Genomic DNA, 19056 nt, shown 5'->3' on the forward strand with positions numbered 1-19056 from the left:
CCATGAAATAGTCACCCTTTCGCGGCTTGTCAGTATTATATAGCGATTTAAGAAGCAGTTCCGCCAGAGCATTGCGAGGTCCATATGAGCGTTGCCGTTACGCCTGAAACCGCCAATCCCGAACAAATCGTCGCGGAGGCCGAACGGGCGCTCGCAGATATCGCCCGCATCAAGGCAAGTGTCGGCACCGTGATCTTCGGTCAGGAAAACGTGATCGAGCGCACCCTTGTCGCCGTGCTTGCCGGTGGCCATGCGCTCCTCGTCGGCGTGCCGGGCCTCGCCAAGACCAAGCTGGTCGAAACGCTTGGAACCGTGCTTGGCCTTTCCGGCCAGCGCATCCAGTTCACGCCCGACCTGATGCCTTCCGACATCATCGGCTCGGAAGTCATGGAACAGGATGCCGACGGGCGGCGCTCCTTCCGCTATCTCAAGGGGCCGATCTTCGCGCAGCTCCTGATGGCCGATGAAATCAACCGCGCCTCGCCCCGCACGCAGTCCGCCCTTTTGCAGGCCATGCAGGAATATCATGTGACGGTCGCGGGCCAGCGCTACGACCTGCCAGCGCCATTCCACGTTCTGGCAACGCAGAACCCGCTGGAGCAGGAAGGCACCTATCCGCTGCCGGAAGCCCAGCTCGACCGCTTCCTGATGCAGGTCGACATTCTCTATCCCGAACTGGATGCGGAACGGCGCATTCTCTTGGAGACGACCGGCGTTTCCGAAGCCAGGGCCTATGAGATCATCAATGCCGAGCGGCTGATCGAAATGCAGACCCTAGTGCGGCGCATGCCCGTGTCGGAAAGCGTCGTGGAAGCGATCCTCAAGCTGGTGCGCTCCGCAAGACCTGACGCCGACAACGACCATGCGAAGAAGCATATCGCCTGGGGTCCCGGCCCCCGCGCCAGTCAGGCGCTCATGCTCTGTGCTAGGGCGCGCGCGCTTTATGAAGGCCGCCTCGCCCCCTCGGTTGACGACGTGAAGGCACTGGCCGAGCCGGTATTACAGCACCGCATGGCGCTTAATTTCGCCGCGCGCGCCGATGGCATGCATATTCGTGACGTCATCGCCAATCTGGTAAAGGCTGCTGTCTGATGGTGATCGGCGCAGAAGTTTCCACCGCAGATCGCAAGGAGACGCTTGCCCGCGCCCGCGCGCGGGCCGCTGCTATCCCCGATCTGCTGGTGGAAGCGCAGCGCGTGGTCAATACCGTCATGAATGGCTGGCACGGACGGCGCAAACGCGGCCCGGGTGAAAATTTCTGGCAGTTCCGGCCCTATGTCGAGGGCGAATCCCTCGCCCGCATCGACTGGCGGCGCTCGGCCCGCGACGACCATACCTATGTCCGCGACCGCGAATGGGAATCCGCTCACACTGTCTGGCTGTGGTGCGATTTTTCGCCTTCGATGCTCTATCGCTCGCAGATGGCGCCGGTTTCCAAGGAAGCGCGTTCGCTGGTGCTGACGCTGGCGCTTGCCGAACTTCTGTCGCGTTCGGGCGAACGCATCGCCTTTCCGGAGCTGATCCAACCCTTTTCGGCCCGCAATGGTGCCGAGAGGCTTGCAGCTGCGCTGATGCACGACGCGCCCGCTTCGGCGCTGCCGGATATCGGCCAGATACGCCGCTTTTCGGAAGTCGTGCTGGTTTCAGACTTCCTGCATCCATTCGACGAACTGAGCGATCTTCTCGACCGCCTCGCCAGACGCGGCGTCCGCGCGCATCTGGTGGAAGTGGCCGATCCGGCGGAAGAGACATTTCCCTATTCTGGCCGCACCGAGTTCCGCGATCCCGAAACCGGCGCGACGCTCGTCGCCGGTCGGGCCGAAACCTATGCGGAGGACTATCGCCGCCTCTACACCGCGCGGCGCGAAACCCTCATCGATTACTGCAAGCGGCTTGACTGGAGCTATACGGTTCACCGCACCGACAGGCCGACGGCCGAGGCGCTGGCGCGTCTTCACGATGCCCTGAGCGCAACAGGGAGCAGCACCAAGGGAAGCAGCACATGAATTTCCTGCCGCTCGCCTTCGGTTCGCCGCTCATCCTTGCAGGATTGATCGCCCTGCCGGTCATCTGGTGGCTTTTGCGCATGACGCCGCCGCGTCCGCAGGAAGAAACCTTTCCGCCGCTACGCATTCTGGCGCAGGTCTTCAAGCGCGAGGAAGTGCCGTCGAAAAGCCCATGGTGGATGACGCTGCTGCGGCTGCTCATCGCCGCGCTCGTCATTCTCGCGCTTGCCTCGCCGGTCTGGAATCCGCGCCCCGTGGCGCTTGCGGGCAATGAGCCGCTCGCCGTCGTCATCGATAATGGCTGGGCTTCCGCCGAGGACTGGCAGCAGCGCGTTAATGCCGCCGAAAAGCTCATTTCCGATGCGGAAGGCAACGACGCGCCGATCTATATCGCAGGCACGGCGGAACCGGCCAATGCGGAAATCGGCCCCTATGACGGCAAGCGCGCCGCAGAACGCCTGCAGGCGCTGGAACCGCGCCCTATTCCCGTCGACCGCAAGGCAGCGCTGGAGCGGCTCTCATCAACCGTGCCTGCCGGTGCAAAACTTCGCCTTGCCTTCATGAGCGACGGGCTGGCTACGCCAAACGATGCGCAAACCTTCGCGGAACTGGACAAGTCCGGCCATCTCGCCTCCGTTCTCTGGTATGGTGCGGGCCTCAGCCGCATTTTCGCGCTGACCGGCATCGACAACAAGGCTGACAGTCTGGAAGCGATCGCCATCCGCCCGCAAGGCGTATCGGCTCCGCGCACGCTCACCGCAGCCGCCTATGACGACAAGGGACGCCGCATCGCCGAAGCGCCGCTTTCCTTCACGCCTGGAAGCGCGGAAGGCACGGCGCGTTTCAACCTGCCGGTGGAGCTTCGCAACGATTTCCGCCTGATCCGTGTCGATGGCATCGAACAGGCAGGCGCGACAAGGCTGATCGATGCGGGATCGGAACGGCGCACTGTCGGCCTGATCGCCAGCGGCGACGGTGATCTGGCGCAGCCGCTGCTCTCGCCGCTGCACTATATTTCCCGGGCGCTTTCGCCCTATGTCAATCTGATCGAGCCACGCTCGGCGGACTTGCTGCAATCCGTGCCGGAAGTGCTGGATGCAAAGCCGTCGATCCTCATCATGGCCGATATCGGCACGCTGCCGCAGCCGGTCACCGAACAGCTTTCCAAATGGATCGAGGATGGCGGCACGCTGGTGCGGTTCGCAGGCCCGCGCCTTGCCGGCGCCAGCGATAACGACCCGCTTCTGCCAGTGAAACTGCGCAAGGGCGAACGCGCACTGGGCGGCACGCTGTCCTGGTCGGAGCCGCAGAAATTACGCGCTTTCCCTGACAAGGGGCCTTTTGCCGGTCTTGCCGTTCCCGATGACGTGACCGTCACAAGACAGGTCCTTGCCGAACCGTCATTCGATCTCAACGATAAGGCTTACGCCGTTCTTCAGGATGGAACGCCGCTTGTAACCGGTGAACAGCGCGGGCGCGGCAATATCGTCCTGTTCCACATCTCGCCCGATGCAAGCTGGTCGAGCCTGCCCATTTCGGGTTCGTTCGTGGAAATGCTGCGCCGCATCGTCTCGCTGTCACAGAGGACCGGCGCGCAGGACACGCAGGCCTCGGTCTCGCTTCCGCCATACCAGCTCCTGTCGGCTTCCGGCGCGCTGACCCCGCCCACATCCGAAGCCAAGCCGCTGATCGTCGAGAAGAACAGGCAGGCGAGCGTCAGCATCAACACGCCGCCCGGTTTCTATGGCAATGAGGACGGATTGAAAGCGCTCAACATCTTTGAAGGTGCCGACATCAAGCTGCAACCGATTGCACAACCCGCATTTTCCGTCGGAATAGTGCCCGCTTCCTACACGTCCGACCAGTCGATTTCACTGGCGGGACCGTTCTTTGCGGTCGCCGCAATGCTTCTCGCACTCGATACGCTTTTGATGCTGTGGCTGCGCGGTGCCTTCCGTCGCCGCATGAAAGTGCGCGCCAAGGCCGCAGGCATCGCCGTGCTGCTGGCTGGTTCGCTTGCCTTCAACCTTCTTCCGTCCGGAATGGGCGAAGCACAAGCCCAGACCCCATCCCCATCTCAATCTCAATCCCAGTCCAAGACACAGCAACAGGTGCATGACGACAGCAAGCCGGGAGACGAGGCGATAGTCAACTCGGTCTCGCAGACGCATCTTGCCTATGTCATCACCGGCAGCGCCCAGACCGACGACATCAGCAAGGCCGGGCTGCGCGGTTTAAGCTTCGCGCTGATGGACAAGACCGCGCTTGAACCGGGCGACCCTGTCGGCGTCGATCCCGCCAAGGATGAGCTGGCCTTTTATCCGCTGATCTACTGGCCTATAGACCCGCAAGCGCCGATGCCAAGCCCGGAAGCGATTGCCAGGGTCGATGCCTATATGCAGCAGGGCGGCACCGTGCTTTTCGACACGCGCGACCAGTTGCAGGCCGGAGCCAGCCTCGATGCGTCCGCCTCACCCGCCAACCAGCGCCTGCGCGCCATTCTCGACGGCATGAATGTTCCGCCACTGGAACCCGTGCCCGACGATCATGTGCTGACCAAATCCTTCTTCATCATGCCGGATTTCCCCGGTCGCTATGAAGGCAGCCCGTTGTGGGTCGAGGCCTCGACACCGAATGCCTCGCCCCGCGAGCGCCCCGTGCGCACCGGCGACGGCGTGACGCCGATCATGATCACCGCCAATGATTTCGCAGGTGCATGGGCCGTGGACGAGCAAGGCAATCCGCTTCTGCCGACCGTGCCGAACGACCCGATGCAGCGCATCTATGCCATTCGCGGCGGTGTGAACATCGTGATGTATATGCTGACCGGCAACTACAAGTCCGATCAGGTCCACGCCAAGGACCTCATTGAGCGGCTGGGAAACTAGCATAATGCTTTGCAGCCACGTCATCGCCCAATCCCGCTTCTCTTTTCCCCTGATCGTGAACGCGAACGGCGGTAGGAGGTGAGAATGAACATCGAATTCGAACCGTTTCTCTCCACGCCCTGGCTGATTGCCGTTCTCGTGCCGCTGGCGTTGCTGGTTCTGGCCACGATTGCGTTGCGGATGCGTGGCGGGCTGATCCGCCTTCTGGCTGCGGCAGCGCTTGCACTCGCTCTTTTCAATCCCGTCATTATCAATGAAGAACGCGAACCGCTGAAAAGCGTGGTTTCGGTGGTGGTGGATCGCAGCCAGAGCCAGGAACTCGGCAGCCGCCGTGCCGACACGGATGCGGCCTTGAAGGCGGTGCAGGACCAGCTTGCAGCCATGCCGCAGTTTGAAACCCGCGTGGTGGAGGCGGGCAAGCCCGGCGAGAATGAAGACGGTTACGCCACCCGGCTTTTCGGGCCGCTGGCGCGTTCGCTTCTCGACGTGCCGCCTTCCCGCGTCGCGGGCGCTGTTCTGATTACCGACGGTCAGGTGCATGATATTCCCGCCAACAAGAATGCGCTCGGCTTCGATGCGCCGCTGCATGGGCTTGTGACCGGCAAGCCGGACGAGTTCGACCGCCGCATCCGCTTCAACAAGGCGCCGCGCTATGGCATCAGCGGCAAGCCGCTGGAAATGTCGTTCACGGTGATCGATGAGGGCAAGAGCCTCGGCAGCCCCGCGCCGGTTCAGGTCCGCGTCAATGGCGAAACCGTCAGCGAGGAGGAAGCGCGGGTCGGGCAGGAAACGCCCGTGACCATCACCCTGCCGCGCGCCGGTGTGAACATTGTCGAAATCGCCACGCCAGCCCTTCCCGGTGAAGTGACCGACGCCAACAATCGCGCCGTCGCAACCGTGGACGGCGTTCGCGAAAACCTGCGCGTGCTGCTCGTCTCCGGCGAGCCGCACAATGGCGAGCGCACATGGCGCAACCTGCTCAAATCCGATGCCGCCGTCGATCTCGTCCACTTCACCATTCTGCGCCCGCCTGAAAAGCAGGACGGCACGCCGATCAACGAATTGTCGCTGATCGCTTTCCCGACGCGCGAACTCTTCGTGGACAAGGTCAACGAGTTCGATCTCATCATTCTCGACCGCTACCAGCACCGCGATGTGCTGCCGCTCCTCTATTACGATTATATCGCGCAATATGTGGAGAATGGCGGCGCGCTTCTGGTGGCCGCCGGGCCGGAATATGCAGGCGAAATGTCCATTGCCCGCACGCCGCTCTATAGCGCCCTGCCCGCCATGCCGACCGGCGCGGTGACGGAAAAGGCCTTCTATCCCCGCCTCACCGACCTCGGCAAACGCCACCCGGTCACGCGCGGCCTCGACGGCAGCGATCAGGAGCCGCCGCACTGGAGCCGCTGGTTCCGCACCATCGACATTACCGCGCCGCAGGGCGAAACGGTGATGAGCGGCGCGGACAACAAGCCACTGCTGGTGTTGAGCCGCGTCGGAAAGGGCCGCGTCGGCATGTTCCTCTCCGATCAGGGCTGGCTTTGGGCGCGCGGTTTCGAGGGCGGCGGCCCCTATGCCTCGCTCTACCGCCGCATCGCCCACTGGCTGATGCAGGAGCCCGAACTGGAAGAAGAAGCGCTGACAGCTTCCGGCAACGGGCGCGCCCTTTCCATCCGTCGCCAGACCATGGGCGACAATCCGGGTGCGGCAACCGTTACAACCCCTTCCGGCAAGGAATTGCAGGTCAATCTTGCGCAAAGCAAGCCGGGCCTGTTCGAAGGCTCGTTGCAGACGGAAGAGATCGGGATTTTCCGGGTGAAGAATGGCGATCTGGAAGCGCTGGCCCATGTGGGACCCATCGATGCGCCGGAATTTGCCGACAGCATTTCGACGGCGGATCGCCTGAAACCGCTTGCCGAGGCAACGGGCGGCTCGGTCCATCGCGTCCATGCAAGCGGAGACAGTGCAGTCCGTGTGCCCGCGATCACGGCCATCAGCGGCAACCGCGCCGCCAGCGGCAATGACTGGATCGGCCTGCGTGAGACTTCGGACACGCAATTGAAAAGCGTCAATCGCCTGCCGCTGTTCTCCGGCTTCCTGGCGCTGTCTGCCCTGCTTCTGGTCTTCGGCAGCATGTGGTATCGCGAAGGGCGGTAAACCGCCCCTCGCTTTCCCCTCTTTTTAACTAGAGCATGTTTCCCGAAAGTGGGAACCGGTTTCGGGTTAAAGACATGCGATAAAACAAGCAGATAGAGCATTTCTAATGAAATGCTCTATTTCACCCGGTTGGCGTGGCGCACGATGCCGCCGACGCCATTCACGGCGCCCGGCGCGAGTTCGCAGGCGAGCATCCGGCGCGGATCGACCGGTGCCGGCATGATCATGGAGCCCGGCGCGACCATCTTGAAGCCGAACGGACCGTAGTAAGGCTCATCGCCGACGAGAATGACGAGCTTGTGGCCTGCCTTTTCGGCGGCTTCCAGCGACATGCGCATCAGCCTGCCGCCGATGCCCCGCTTCTTCCATTCAGGCCTGACGGCAAGCGGTCCGAGCAGGAGCGCGGGCGTCTTGCCGACGACAACCGGCGTCTGCCGCACCGAGCCGACCACGATGCCGCCCATCAGCGCCACGAAGGAAAGATCGAGCGCGTGCGGACCACCCTCGCGGATGAAATGCGCGGCACGTGTGAAACGTCCCGGTCCGAAAGCTTCGGCATTGATGGCTTCGATTTCAATGTCGTGCGCCGGGCATTCCTGCGCATAGGTCAGTTCAAGCTGCTGCATGGGCTTAAGATCGCAATAGGAGAAGTCGGGGACCGTCAGGTCAATGGAATGCACTCCGCGCTTGGGCGCGGTCCAAGTTTCATCGTCGGATGAAAAGCATTTCCATTACATCGTTCTCCTGTGCGGCCGGAATTGGGATGACCGCAATTTGGAAGTTGCATTACACCAAAATGGACAGAGGTAAAACCATTTTTTTCAAAATGGCGGCTTCGACTGTTCTTTTTGGAACCGTTACGCACTGTTCACGGCTTGTAATGCTGCAAAATGGCGGCTGTCGCCCTATTCTCTTGCCAAAAGGAGAAATCGCATGGGACTTCTGGTCGATGGCAAGTGGCAGGATGTCTGGTATGACACCGAGAGCACGAAAGGCCGCTTTGAACGTTCAAAATCGCAATTCCGCAACTGGGTGATCGCTGACGGCAGCGCCGGCCCGACCGGCGAAGGCGGCTTCAAGGCCGAACCGGGCCGTTATCACCTCTATGTTTCCTATGCCTGCCCATGGGCGCATCGCACACTGATTTTCCGCGCGCTGAAACGGCTGGAAGACGTGATTTCGGTTTCCGTGGTGGATTTTCTGATGGCCGAAGAAGGCTGGACCTTCCACGGCGCCACCGGCAGCACCGGCGACGCGCTCTATGGCGCGAAGCGTCTTTACGAGATCTACACCCGCGCCGATCCGAACTATTCCGGCCGCGTCACCGTGCCGGTCCTGTGGGACAAAGAGCGCCAGACGATCGTCTCCAACGAATCGTCGGAAATCATCCGCATGCTGAACACCGCCTTCAACGAATTCGGCGATGCCTCGCTCGACTTCTACCCGGAAGCGCTGCGCGGCGAGATCGATGCGCTCAACGATTTCATCTACCCCAACATCAACAACGGGGTTTATCGCGCCGGTTTCGCCACCACGCAGGAAGCCTATGAGGAAGCGTTCGGGCAGCTCTTCGCCGCACTGGATGCGCTTGAGGAACGACTTTCCCGCCAGCGCTATCTGACCGGCGACCGCCTGACGGAAGCCGACTGGCGGCTGTTCACGACGCTGTTGCGTTTCGATCCGGTCTATGTTGGCCATTTCAAGTGCAATCTGCGTCGCCTTGCCGATTATCCAAACCTCTGGAACTACACGCGCGAGCTTTATCAGGTGCCGGGCGTCGCCCCGACCGTGAACATGGAACACATCAAGGGCCATTATTATCGCAGCCACAAGACGATCAATCCGACCGGCGTTGTGCCGCTTGGACCGGAAATCGACTTCGCTGCCCCGCATGACCGGGATCGCTTCCCCTCAGCACTTCCAGCAAGAGCGTGAAGCGGCTTTAAAGCCCGACCGGACCAACTGCGCTTTTCCTGCAACAGTGCCGGGGAGAACATCAGCAATCTCTTAAATCTCTCGCGCCCCATTGATTTCGATCAATGGGGCGTTTCGTTGCGCGGTCCAGATTGCACGCATCACTACTACCTCCCCCAGGACTTCAAAGACTGACCACGACTTAAGGAGAGAGAGATGAACCGCTTCGCAAGAGGATTGCTGGCCGCTATCGCCCTTACCCTGGCCGCACCGGCGGCGTTTGCCGCAGATGCCATCGTAGCCCAGCCCGCGTCCGAAATTCAGGCCGTGCCGGAAGCCCTGTCGCCATGGCAGATTCGTGTGCGCGCACTCGGCGTCGTTCCGCAGAATTCCGGCTATGTGAATGGCGTTTCAGGTTCGGATCTCGACTATTCCAAGTCGATCACGCCCGAACTCGACATCACCTACTACTTCACCGACAATTTCGCCGCCGAACTCATTCTCGGCACGACCTATGCCAATATCAACGGCGCCGGTTCGATCGACGGGCTGGGCAAGATCGGCAAGGCCTGGATTCTGCCGCCCACGCTAACGCTGCAATATCACTTCACCAATTTCGGCGCCTTCAAGCCTTATGTCGGTGCAGGCGTGAACTATACCGTGTTCTACAATCAGGATGCGACCGGCGTCGAATATCTGAAGGTCAAGAACGCATTCGGCGGCGCGTTGCAGATCGGCTTCGACTACATGCTCAACGAGCATTGGGGCGTGAACTTCGACGTCAAGAAGCTGTTCCTGGAGCCGAAATTCGACGCTACCCTGATCGGCGGCACGGAAGTGACCGGCAAGGCCAAGCTCAATCCATGGCTGATCGGCACGGGTATCACCTACCGCTTCTAAAACTCCACACGCCACGGTGAGGGTGCGGCGGATGCACCTTCACCAGATCGGCAGCGGCTCCAGGTCGTGAAGTGCTTCCTGCAGGCGCCGTTTCGTCGAGGGCGTGGTTCCCTCCGGCAGATTGTCGAGCGGAAAAAACCCGCATTCGGCAATTTCGCGGTCAGGCAAACGCGGCGCTGTCTGCTCGAATTGCCTGCACACATAGAGTGCCACATGATCGCGCGGCGATGCATGGGCGTTCTTGTAAAGCGCGAAAAGCCGGGGGGAGCCTTTCAGCACGATATTGCATTCCTCGCGCAGTTCCTTTTCCAGCGTCTCGATAAAAGTCTCGCCGCGCTCGACGCCTCCGCCCGGCAACTGCCATCCGGGCACATAGGTATGTTTTACCAGGAAAACCGAATTCTTTTTTTCATCAAAAACAATGGCCCTTACTCCTAATGTCATTGGGCGCCTTAATAAAAAATATGTATGAAATATAAAATGTCGAAAGCGCATGCCGTCTCTCCGCGAAGCAATCTACTTCGTATTAATGCATCAATGTCATCAACAAAAAGTCGCTAAACAGGTTTTGATTTTAAACATTATCCAGTAAACGGGGCCTTATGTTCCGTCTCGCCCACATATCCGATATTCACCTTTCACCGCTGCCGCGCGTGCGATACCGCGAATTGGCATCGAAGCGCATTACCGGTTACATAAACTGGCTGCGCAATCGCAAAAATGCGATGCACGGAACCGTACTCGACAGTCTCATTGCTGACATGCAGGCGCAATCCCCGGATCATATCGCGGTGACGGGCGATCTCGTCAATCTGGCGCTCAATCTCGAAATCGATATTGCCCATGACTGGCTCACCAGGCTGGGCAACCCGAACGATGTCTCGGTCGTCCCCGGCAATCATGACGCCTATGTTCCCGGCGCGCTCGACAAGTCATGCCGGAAATGGGAACCGTGGATGCGCGGCGACGGCATCGACAACAGTGGCAACCGCCCGCAATTTCCCTATATGCGCGTGCGCGGCCCCGTGGGGCTGATCGGTGTTTCCTCGGCGCGTGCGACGGCCCCTTTCATGGCAAGCGGCGATTTCCGGTCTGCGCAAGGCAAGCGCCTGGCGGCGATGCTGGACGAAGCCGGTGCACGCGGGCTCTTCCGCATCGTGATGATCCATCACCCGCCGATCCATGGCGCGACGCCCGCGCACAAACGTCTTTACGGCATCCGCCGTTTCCAGAAGATCATACGCAAGCATGGTGCGGAGCTGGTTCTCCACGGCCACACGCATCTTGTCACGCATTACGAGATTGACGGGCCGAACGGCAAGGTCCCCGTAGTCAGCGTGCCGTCTGCAAGCCAGAACTTCGGCGGTCACAAACCCGCCGCCCGCTACAACATATTCAGCATCGACAGGCGGCCTGAGGGCGGCTGGTCCTGCCTCATGGAAGAACACGGCGTTTCCGATGCCAGTGAGAAAATAACGAAGCTCAACGAGCGCGTTCTTTATTGATTTCAAAACAAAACGGCGCCTTAGCGCCGTTTGGAGCGCATCCCGAAAAGTGTGAAACGGCTTTCGGAAAAGATGCGCTTCGAAACAAGGAGATAGAGCGCCCATCTGATTGAACAGACCGCCGCTCTAATCTATGTGTTTTGGCTTAACGGCCAATCACCCGGTTGGCCGCCGAGACGATTGCTTCCAGTGAAGCACTGACGATATTGTCGTTGATACCGGCGCCGAACAGCTTGCCGCCCGGATGAGCCATTTCGACGTAGGAGATGGCCGAAGCGTCCGAACCCTGCTGTAGCGAATGTTCGGAATAGTCGACGACCGACATCTTTACGCCGAGATATTTGGACAGCGCATCGACAAAACCGTCGATGGGGCCGGTTCCCTTGCCCTCGATATTCCTGGTCACACCGTTATCGGTGATTTCGGCGGTGAGAATGCGACGGCCCTTCTGCTCGGGATCGGGCATGGTGTGATGATCCACGAACTTGATGCGTGCGCCGGGCTGCGTGACGTAGAGCTTCTGGAACTCGTCGTGAATGCGCTTCGACGGCAGTTCCTTGCCTTCTTCATCGGTAATGTTCTGGATGATCTCGCGGAATTCGACCTGCAGGTTGCGCGGCAGGTTCAGGCCGTAATCCGCTTGCAGGATATAGGCGATGCCGCCCTTGCCCGACTGCGAATTGATGCGGATGATCGCTTCGTAGGAGCGGCCCACATCCTGCGGATCGATCGGCAGATAAGGCACTTCCCAGATAGGCGAATTGGCCGAACGGCGCGCCTTCATGCCCTTGTTGATCGCATCCTGATGCGAGCCTGAGAAAGCCGTATAGACCAGTTCGCCGACATAAGGGTGGCGCTCGGCGATCTTCAACTGGTTCGAATATTCATAGACTTCCTTCATCCGGTTGATGTCGGTGCAGTCCAGTTCCGGGTCCACGCCCTGCGTGTACATGTTCAGCGCCAGCGTCACCACATCCACATTGCCGGTGCGTTCGCCATTGCCGAACAGCGTGCCTTCAACGCGGTCGGCGCCCGCCATCAGGCCGAGTTCCGTGGCAGCGATGCCCGTGCCGCGATCATTATGCGGGTGCAGCGAGACGATCAGGTTCTCGCGATTGTCGAGATTGCGGCACATCCATTCGATCTGGTCGGCATAGACGTTCGGCGTGTTCATCTCGACCGTCGAGGGCAGATTGACGATCAGCTTGTTGTCCGCCGTCGGCTTCACGATCTCGATGACGGCGTTGCAGATTTCCAGCGCCACATCCAGCTCGGTGCCGGTGAAGCTTTCCGGTGAATACTGGAAGCGATAACCGCCATCTGTAGAATTGGCTGCCTTGGCAGCCATGTCCATGATCATCTTGGCGGCATCGGTCGCGATCTGCTTGATACCGCCTACATCTTTGGCGAAGACCACGCGGCGCTGCAATTCACTGGTGGAATTGTAGAAATGGATGATCGGCGACTTCGCGCCTTCCAGCGCCTCGAAAGTCCGCGTGATCAGTTCGGGACGGCACTGAACCAGCACCTGCAAGTCCACTTCGTCCGGCACATTGCCATGCTCGATGGCCCAGCGGCAGAAGTCGAAATCCGTCTGCGAAGCGGACGGAAAGCCGATTTCGATTTCCGGAAAGCCCATATCGACCAGCAGGCGGAACATGCGCTCCTTGCGGTCGTGGCCCATCGGGTCGATCAAGGCCTGATTGCCGTCGCGCAGGTCGACCGAGCACCAGATCGGCGCCTTTTCGATACGCTTGGACGGCCAGGTGCGATCATGGAGCTGCGGAACCGGGAACGGTGAGTATTTGCTGCCTGCAATCGGCATGCCTTTGCGTTCGGAGACGGACTTCGATTGCGGCGTGGTGACGGATTGATTCATGTTCGTTTCCTCCCGGCTGTCGACGGATTCAAGCCGTCAAGCGCGGATAATACTGATCAATTATAAGGGTTTTCTGGAAAGGAGCACAGGCCTGCGACCGGGGATCGACCGCCGGACGCTCCTTTCAGCGAGCCCGGCGATCGCCGCTAAGGCCGAGGGTAAGAAGCGAGTTTAGAACGCAAACATCAACGCGCGCGCCGAAGGCGACTGCGGAATGTTCCATGGATGTTGCGTTTTTGATCGTCATGGGGAAAGCTTTTACACGCGCACTATCCGCCATGCAAGACAGTATTTCAGTCAGGCAAATGGCACAGCGCTGGTTCCCGGCGGCAGCTTTGCCTCGTCCTCCGGCTCCACATGGATCACCACGCGCGCGCTGTCGATCTCCTTCTTCAGGGCATCCTCGATACGGTCGCAAATCACATGGGCATCGCCGACGCTCATATCGGCGGCAACGACCAGGTGAAACTCGATGAAGGTGACCCGGCCGGCAATGCGCGTCTTGAGGTCGTGAACTTCGATGGCGCCCCCCGCATTGGCGGAAATCACGTCGCGGATGCGCATTTCCTCGGTCGGCTCGACGGCGATATCCATCAGCCCCTGCACCGAGGAATTGATGACATGCCAGCCCTGCCAGAGAATGTTGATGGCGACCAGTATGGCAAGCAGCGGGTCGAGTATGGCCCAGCCCGTCACCACCGCGCCGACAAGGCCGACCAGAACGCCAGCCGAGGTGAAAACATCGGTCATGATGTGCTTGCCATCGGCTTCCAGCGCGGGCGAGCGGAACTTGCGGCCGGTGCGAATCAGCAAGGTCGCCCACAGGCCGTTTATGACGGCCGCAGCGGTATTGATGGCAAGGCCCAGCCAGGGTTCATCGAGCTTGCGCGGGGTTTCCAGCGCAAACCACGCCTCGCGGAAGATCAGGAGCGCGGCGACCGTGATCAGGACGCCTTCCACGACAGCCGAAATATATTCGGCCTTGTGATGCCCGAAAGGGTGATTGCCATCCGCGGGCTTGTAGCTCATGCGGATTGCCCACCATGCGCCGACCGCCGCAATCACATTGACGATGGATTCCAGTGCATCCGAATAAAGCGCCACGGAGCCGGTCAGCGCATAGGCCAGATATTTCAGGCCCATCACACCGAAAGCAATGGGAATAGACCAAGCGGCAAGCCGCCGAACCTTTGCACTCGCGTCCATGATGAACCTTTGATTATCTTGATCCAGAGCATTTCCAGCAAAAGTGCGAAGCGGCTTTGCGTAGGATAATGCGACTATAAAACTCTTGGAGCGCGGTTCGATCCGGTTGAAACAGACCGGCGCTCCAACTGCTTGTCATGAACCGCACATCTTATCCGAAACCGTTTCACACTTTTCGGATGCGCGCCAGCGCGCGGGACACATCCACAACGCATCTGGCATATGCGGCAGCAATTCACCGCCGCTCTATACCCCAGAAAAGCAAAACTTCGTACCCTGTTTTTTCAGTTCCCGCATTTAATTTTCTCCTGCAAATGCAAGGCATTACAGTTGCAAATGAGTTGCCAGAGCAGGCAATGGGCAAGCGCCGACAGATCATAAAAAAGCCAGCCGCGGCGCGGGCCGCGACTGGCTTGAAATCACGACGCCAAGCGTTCGGTCAGTAGTTGGTGCGGCGAGCCTTGTTCTTGCCCGCCAGATGCGTCACCACATTCTCGATCATGCGCATTCCGGCATTGTGGCCAAGCGTCATGATCGATTCCGGATGGAACTGAACGGCGGCAACCGGCTCGTGCTTGTGCTCGAAAGCCATGATGACACCATCTTCCGTTTCCGCCGTCACCAGAAAATCATCCGGCAGACGCTCCGGATCGGCGAAGATCGAATGATAGCGCCCAACCGTCACCTCCTTCGGCAGGCCAGAGAATATCCGCTCCGGCTTCGACACGCGGATGCGCGACGGCTTGCCGTGCATCGGAATGCGCAACTGGCGCAGCGTGCCGCCATAGGCTTCGGCGAGCGCCTGCAAACCAAGGCAGACACCAAAGATCGGCAGTTCGCGCTTGCGCGCCTTGGTGATGGTGGCCTTGCAATCGAAGTCCTGCGGCGTGCCCGGTCCGGGCGACAGGACCACGAGGTCCGGCTTGATCCTGTCGAACACCTCTTCCGCCACTGGCGAGCGCACGGTGGAAACCGTCGCCCCCGTCTGGCGGAAATAGTTGGCGAGCGTGTGCACGAAGGAATCCTCGTGATCCACGAGCAGGATGGAGATGCCCTCTCCCACCTTCGCCGCTACGCGCTCCTCGGCGACATGATTGCTCTTCTGCGCCTCGCGCACCGCAGCGATCATGGCCGAAGCCTTCAATTCGGTTTCGGCCTCTTCCTCTTCCGGATTGGAATCGAACAGAAGCGTTGCACCGGCGCGGATTTCCGCCACGCCATCCTTCACACGGATGGTGCGCAGCGTCAGGCCGGTATTCATGTCGCCGTTGAAGTGCATCATGCCGATCGCGCCGCCATACCATGCGCGCGGGCTGCGTTCGTTTTCCTCCAGAAAGCGCATCGCCCACAGCTTCGGCGCGCCGGTCACGGTCACGGCCCATGCATGGCTGAGGAAACCGTCAAAGGCATCCATGCCGTCGCGAAGCCGTCCTTCGATGTGATCGACCGTGTGGATCAGGCGCGAATACATCTCGATCTGGCGGCGGCCGATGACGCGCACCGATCCCGGCTCGCAGACGCGGCTCTTGTCGTTGCGATCCACATCCGAGCACATGGTCAGCTCGGACTCGTCCTTCTTGGAGTTCAGCAGTTTCAGGATCTGTTCCGAATCCGAAATCGCATCTTCGCCGCGCTTGATCGTGCCTGAAATCGGGCAGGTTTCGATGCGCCTGCCGTTCACCCGCACGAACATTTCCGGCGACGCGCCGACCAGATATTCATTCTCGCCCAGATTGATGAAGAAGGAATAGGGCGACGGGTTGATCGTCTTCAACCGACGGAAAATCTCCGATGGCGCAGTGTGGCAGCGCTCATAGAAGGTCTGCCCCGGGACCACTTCAAACAGGTCGCCGCGCTTGAAGCTCTCCTTGGCGCGCTCGACCAGCTTCGCATATTCGCCCGGATTGTGGTCGCCCCGCGCAAGCTTGGCGTCCGATGGCTTGAAGGCGCGTGCAGGCGTCGCACGTGCGAGACCGTGCGTGGAAGAACCGCCGCAGGTGAATTCGTAACGATCCACCCAGGCGCGTGCCGCATAATGATCGGCCACGAAGATTTCGTCCGGGATGAACAGCACCAGATCGCGCTGATCGTCGGGGCGCTTCAGCTTGTACTGGATCGGATCGAACTGGAACGCCAGATCGTAACCGAAGGCGCCGTAAAGACCGAGATTGGCGTCTTCCTCGGAAAAGAACAGGCCGACAATGGCGCGCAGGACCGTGAAGACCGAAGGCATGCGCGAGCGCTCTTCCTCGGTGAAGGTGCCGCTCGGTTCGGCAATCGTCAGCTCGATCCGGCTTTCTTCCGCTCTGTCGACCGTCACTTCGGCCAGCGCCTTTACCGTGTCCAGAATGGGACGAAGCAGAATGACGCCACGGGCATTCAGTGCTTCGATGCGCATGGTGCGGGCGCGCGAGGTGATGACCACCGGAGGATCGACGATGGCCGTATCCCATCGCGTATAGCGGCCCGGATATTCGTAGTTGGACGAGAACACCGCACCGCGCCGTTCGTTCAGCGCATCGATATAGGTCTCGATCGCGCCCTTATAGGCTGTGAGGTGGCGCACGCGCTCGACGACGATGCCGCCTGCCGTCTCGTGCTGGAATATCTCGCTATCCGCAATCTTCGCATTCATGATCGGCTATCCCAAAACGAGAGCATTTCCGGTTTAAAATGCTCTATCTATTTGTTTTTGACGCATGTCTCGATCCCAAAAAACGACTCCCGCTTCCGGGGACATGCTCCAACTGTTCCCAAACATTCCCGGAAACCGGTTTCTCCCGCCGGTCTTATACAAACAGCCAAACAAAAAGGCCGCCCGGATAATCCCAGCGGCCTGTTTCCTGAACGCAAATGCACAAACGCCTGCGTGGCCGCTTTTAGCGGGCCCACCACCAACCGTTGATGACGATATTGCGCGAAATGTTCATGGAGCTACTGTTAGCGTTCAATCCGTTTCCTTGCAACCGGAAAATTCGGGCGCGCAATCCGGGCCGCAAAGCGCCGTCCAGCTCGCCGCCGACAGGGCCTTCGGCACGTTCCGCAATCACCACAAAGAAATCCGGACAGTTTGGGGCTGTCCGGACTTCCTCAGAACCGGGGATGAACGGGACGGAAGGAAAGCGACGATTCCCCCAATCCGGCCCCCCCTTACCCCATGCCAAAATTTCCAGGTGCAATATGACTTTCAGTATGCACATTTATCCTTATCACAGGCCGCGATTATTATGCAACCTGTGATTGTTATTTGCACGTATGCTTACATTTGAGGCCAATTCACCGAAACAGTTCGAAAATTTGTAGGACCACCCAACAAGTTTCGTCTTGCGTCGGGGATCGATTTCGGATTCATTTCCGTGGCAACTCAAACACATATGCAAAAATCAAGAATAGAGCCGTCACACATAAACGGCCATTGGGGACAACTGATGAAGAATCTCGATGCGATGGACAGGAGTATTTTGCGCGCCCTTCAGGAGAATGGACGCCTGACCAATACCGAACTGGCTGATCGCATAAATCTCTCGCAGACGGCCACCGCCGAACGCGTCAAGCGACTGACCCGCGAAGGGTATATTCTAGGCTATTCGGCGCGGCTTTCGCCCAAGATGCTCGACCGGGCCATGCTGGTCTTCATCGAGATCAAGCTCGACCGCACCACGCCGGAAGTCTTTGAAACCTTCTCGACCTTCACCCGCAACAATCCGGACATTCTGGAATGCCACATGGTTGCGGGTGGCTTCGACTATCTCGTCAAGGCCCGCGTATCCGATATGGATCACTACCGGCGTTTCCTTTCGGAAGCGCTTCTTTCCCTCCCCGGCGTGCGGGAATCGCACACCTATGCCGTGATGGAGGAAGTGAAGGAAACCGCCTATATCGCCGTCTGAGCAGGCGACAAGCCCTTCCTGAACACGTCGTTGCTGTCAGCAGCATGGCAGCAACGAATGCCCTGTTCTGCACTTCGAACTTGCGCGCAATTATTTACGGGTATATACCCGCAACATGTCACATCCGTGTTTCTGCATTCTTCTGCGCCAGGCAGCCCGCAAGACGTCGAGCGTCTACGACAACGCGCTGGCTCCGCTTGGCATCAATGTCGCCCAGTTCAGCACGCTGCGGAAAATCCGGCGTGCGGGCTCCATCTCGGTGACGGAACTCGCCCATCTGTCGGAGCTGGACCGATCGACCATGGGCCGCAATGTGAAGGTTCTGCAGCGAATGGGCCTGATCGAGCCCGCCGCCAGCGACGACCATCGCGAGACCAGCGTCACGCTCACGGCTGATGGCCGCGATCTGGTTGAGCGCGGCGGCCCGCTCTGGGATGAGGCCCAGGAGGAAATCGAAACCCGACTGGGAGAGGACGGCGTGGAGCAATTGCAGCATCTGCTCCGCGCGCTCGGCTAAGCCAGACGCCTTTTGACTGAAAACCAAACGCCTTTGACTGAAAACAATGACCTGAAGCCATGCGCCCGCTACAGCATCGGCCCGAAATCGGTGACGATTTTCGCAAAGCACGATGCGTGGAAACCAAAGATCAGGGCGAATGGCTTCGCCATCAAACGCAAGGCTGGTCGAGAGCCAGCTTGAACCTGAAA

General features: G+C 59.8%; 14 protein-coding genes and 1 pseudogene. 10 read left to right on the top strand and 5 right to left on the bottom strand.

The genetic code is table 11. The features are described 5' to 3' along the window. The first annotated feature begins 84 nt into the window (after nucleotides 1-84). From ABWW28_RS12650 to ABWW28_RS12665, 4 genes are all read left to right on the top strand, one after another. The gene (locus ABWW28_RS12650) at nucleotides 85-1092 is read left to right on the top strand and encodes an AAA family ATPase (RefSeq protein WP_006467351.1); all 1008 of its coding nucleotides are present in this window, start codon (nucleotides 85-87) and stop codon (nucleotides 1090-1092) included. Next, a complete protein-coding gene (locus ABWW28_RS12655) occupies nucleotides 1092-2006 on the top strand; it encodes a DUF58 domain-containing protein (protein ID WP_021586983.1) in 915 nt (304 codons plus the stop codon). Before ABWW28_RS12650 ends, ABWW28_RS12655 begins: the two co-directional genes overlap by 1 nt. Then, nucleotides 2003-4894 (top strand): DUF4159 domain-containing protein, encoded by a 2892-nt coding sequence (locus tag ABWW28_RS12660; RefSeq protein ID WP_021586984.1) that lies wholly within the window; start codon nucleotides 2003-2005, stop codon nucleotides 4892-4894. Before ABWW28_RS12655 ends, ABWW28_RS12660 begins: the two co-directional genes overlap by 4 nt. An 84-nt stretch (nucleotides 4895-4978) precedes the next feature. Further along, entirely contained in the window at nucleotides 4979-7054 is a 2076-nt protein-coding gene (locus tag ABWW28_RS12665) for a membrane protein (protein ID WP_021586985.1), read from the top strand. A 116-nt stretch (nucleotides 7055-7170) separates the two neighbouring features. On the opposite strand, the gene ABWW28_RS12670 is transcribed toward ABWW28_RS12665, so the two are convergent. Next, entirely contained in the window at nucleotides 7171-7680 is a 510-nt protein-coding gene (locus ABWW28_RS12670) for a GNAT family N-acetyltransferase (protein WP_025090528.1), read from the bottom strand. Between the two features lie 307 nt (nucleotides 7681-7987). On the opposite strand from ABWW28_RS12670, the gene ABWW28_RS12675 reads away from it, so the two are divergent. Together ABWW28_RS12675 and ABWW28_RS12680 are read left to right on the top strand one after the other, a co-directional pair. Continuing rightward, nucleotides 7988-8989, top strand: coding sequence for a glutathione S-transferase family protein (locus tag ABWW28_RS12675; RefSeq protein WP_176588193.1), 1002 nt, complete (start codon nucleotides 7988-7990; stop codon nucleotides 8987-8989). 195 nt (nucleotides 8990-9184) lie between these two features. Continuing rightward, nucleotides 9185-9868: an OmpW/AlkL family protein gene (locus ABWW28_RS12680; protein WP_021586988.1), complete on the top strand. Its 684-nt coding sequence runs from the start codon at nucleotides 9185-9187 to the stop codon at nucleotides 9866-9868. A gap of 39 nt (nucleotides 9869-9907) precedes the next feature. On the opposite strand, the gene ABWW28_RS12685 is transcribed toward ABWW28_RS12680, so the two are convergent. Next, the gene (locus ABWW28_RS12685; protein ID WP_006467358.1) at nucleotides 9908-10363 is read right to left on the bottom strand and encodes an NUDIX domain-containing protein; all 456 of its coding nucleotides are present in this window, start codon (nucleotides 10361-10363) and stop codon (nucleotides 9908-9910) included. Between the two features lie 107 nt (nucleotides 10364-10470). Here ABWW28_RS12685 and ABWW28_RS12690 point away from each other — a divergent pair, with 107 nt between their 5' ends. Then, complete coding sequence (locus ABWW28_RS12690) at nucleotides 10471-11373, top strand: metallophosphoesterase family protein (RefSeq protein ID WP_151659066.1); 903 nt, start codon at nucleotides 10471-10473, stop codon at nucleotides 11371-11373. Nucleotides 11374-11518: 145 nt separating this feature from the next. On the opposite strand, the gene leuA is transcribed toward ABWW28_RS12690, so the two are convergent. From leuA to ABWW28_RS12705, 3 genes are all read right to left on the bottom strand, one after another. Continuing rightward, on the bottom strand, nucleotides 11519-13252 hold the full coding sequence (gene leuA / locus ABWW28_RS12695) for a 2-isopropylmalate synthase (RefSeq protein ID WP_151659065.1): 1734 nt from the start codon (nucleotides 13250-13252) through the stop codon (nucleotides 11519-11521). Nucleotides 13253-13549: 297 nt separating this feature from the next. Then, nucleotides 13550-14458, bottom strand: a complete 909-nt coding sequence (locus ABWW28_RS12700; protein ID WP_006472720.1) for a cation diffusion facilitator family transporter — start codon at nucleotides 14456-14458, stop codon at nucleotides 13550-13552. Nucleotides 14459-14897: 439 nt separating this feature from the next. Beyond that, on the bottom strand, nucleotides 14898-17093 hold the full coding sequence (locus ABWW28_RS12705) for an anthranilate synthase component I (protein WP_021586994.1): 2196 nt from the start codon (nucleotides 17091-17093) through the stop codon (nucleotides 14898-14900). Between ABWW28_RS12705 and ABWW28_RS27615 the strand changes: the two are divergent. The 3 genes and pseudogenes from ABWW28_RS27615 to ABWW28_RS12715 all read left to right on the top strand — a co-directional run bounded on the left by ABWW28_RS27615 (nucleotide 17092) and on the right by ABWW28_RS12715 (nucleotide 18865). Then, nucleotides 17092-17363, top strand: a pseudogene (locus tag ABWW28_RS27615) (hypothetical protein). The gene ABWW28_RS12705 and the pseudogene ABWW28_RS27615 overlap by 2 nt on opposite strands. A gap of 523 nt (nucleotides 17364-17886) precedes the next feature. Further along, nucleotides 17887-18348, top strand: a complete 462-nt coding sequence (locus ABWW28_RS12710) for an Lrp/AsnC ligand binding domain-containing protein (RefSeq protein WP_006472719.1) — start codon at nucleotides 17887-17889, stop codon at nucleotides 18346-18348. 115 nt (nucleotides 18349-18463) lie between these two features. Next, nucleotides 18464-18865 carry a MarR family winged helix-turn-helix transcriptional regulator gene (locus ABWW28_RS12715; protein WP_021586996.1) on the top strand — a complete coding sequence of 134 codons (402 nt, stop codon included), beginning with the start codon at nucleotides 18464-18466 and terminating at the stop codon, nucleotides 18863-18865. Nucleotides 18866-19056: the final 191 nt, after the last annotated feature.

The sequence above is a fragment of the Brucella sp. NBRC 14130 genome (assembly GCF_040371715.1).
Classification (GTDB): Bacteria; Pseudomonadota; Alphaproteobacteria; order Rhizobiales; family Rhizobiaceae; genus Brucella; species Brucella intermedia.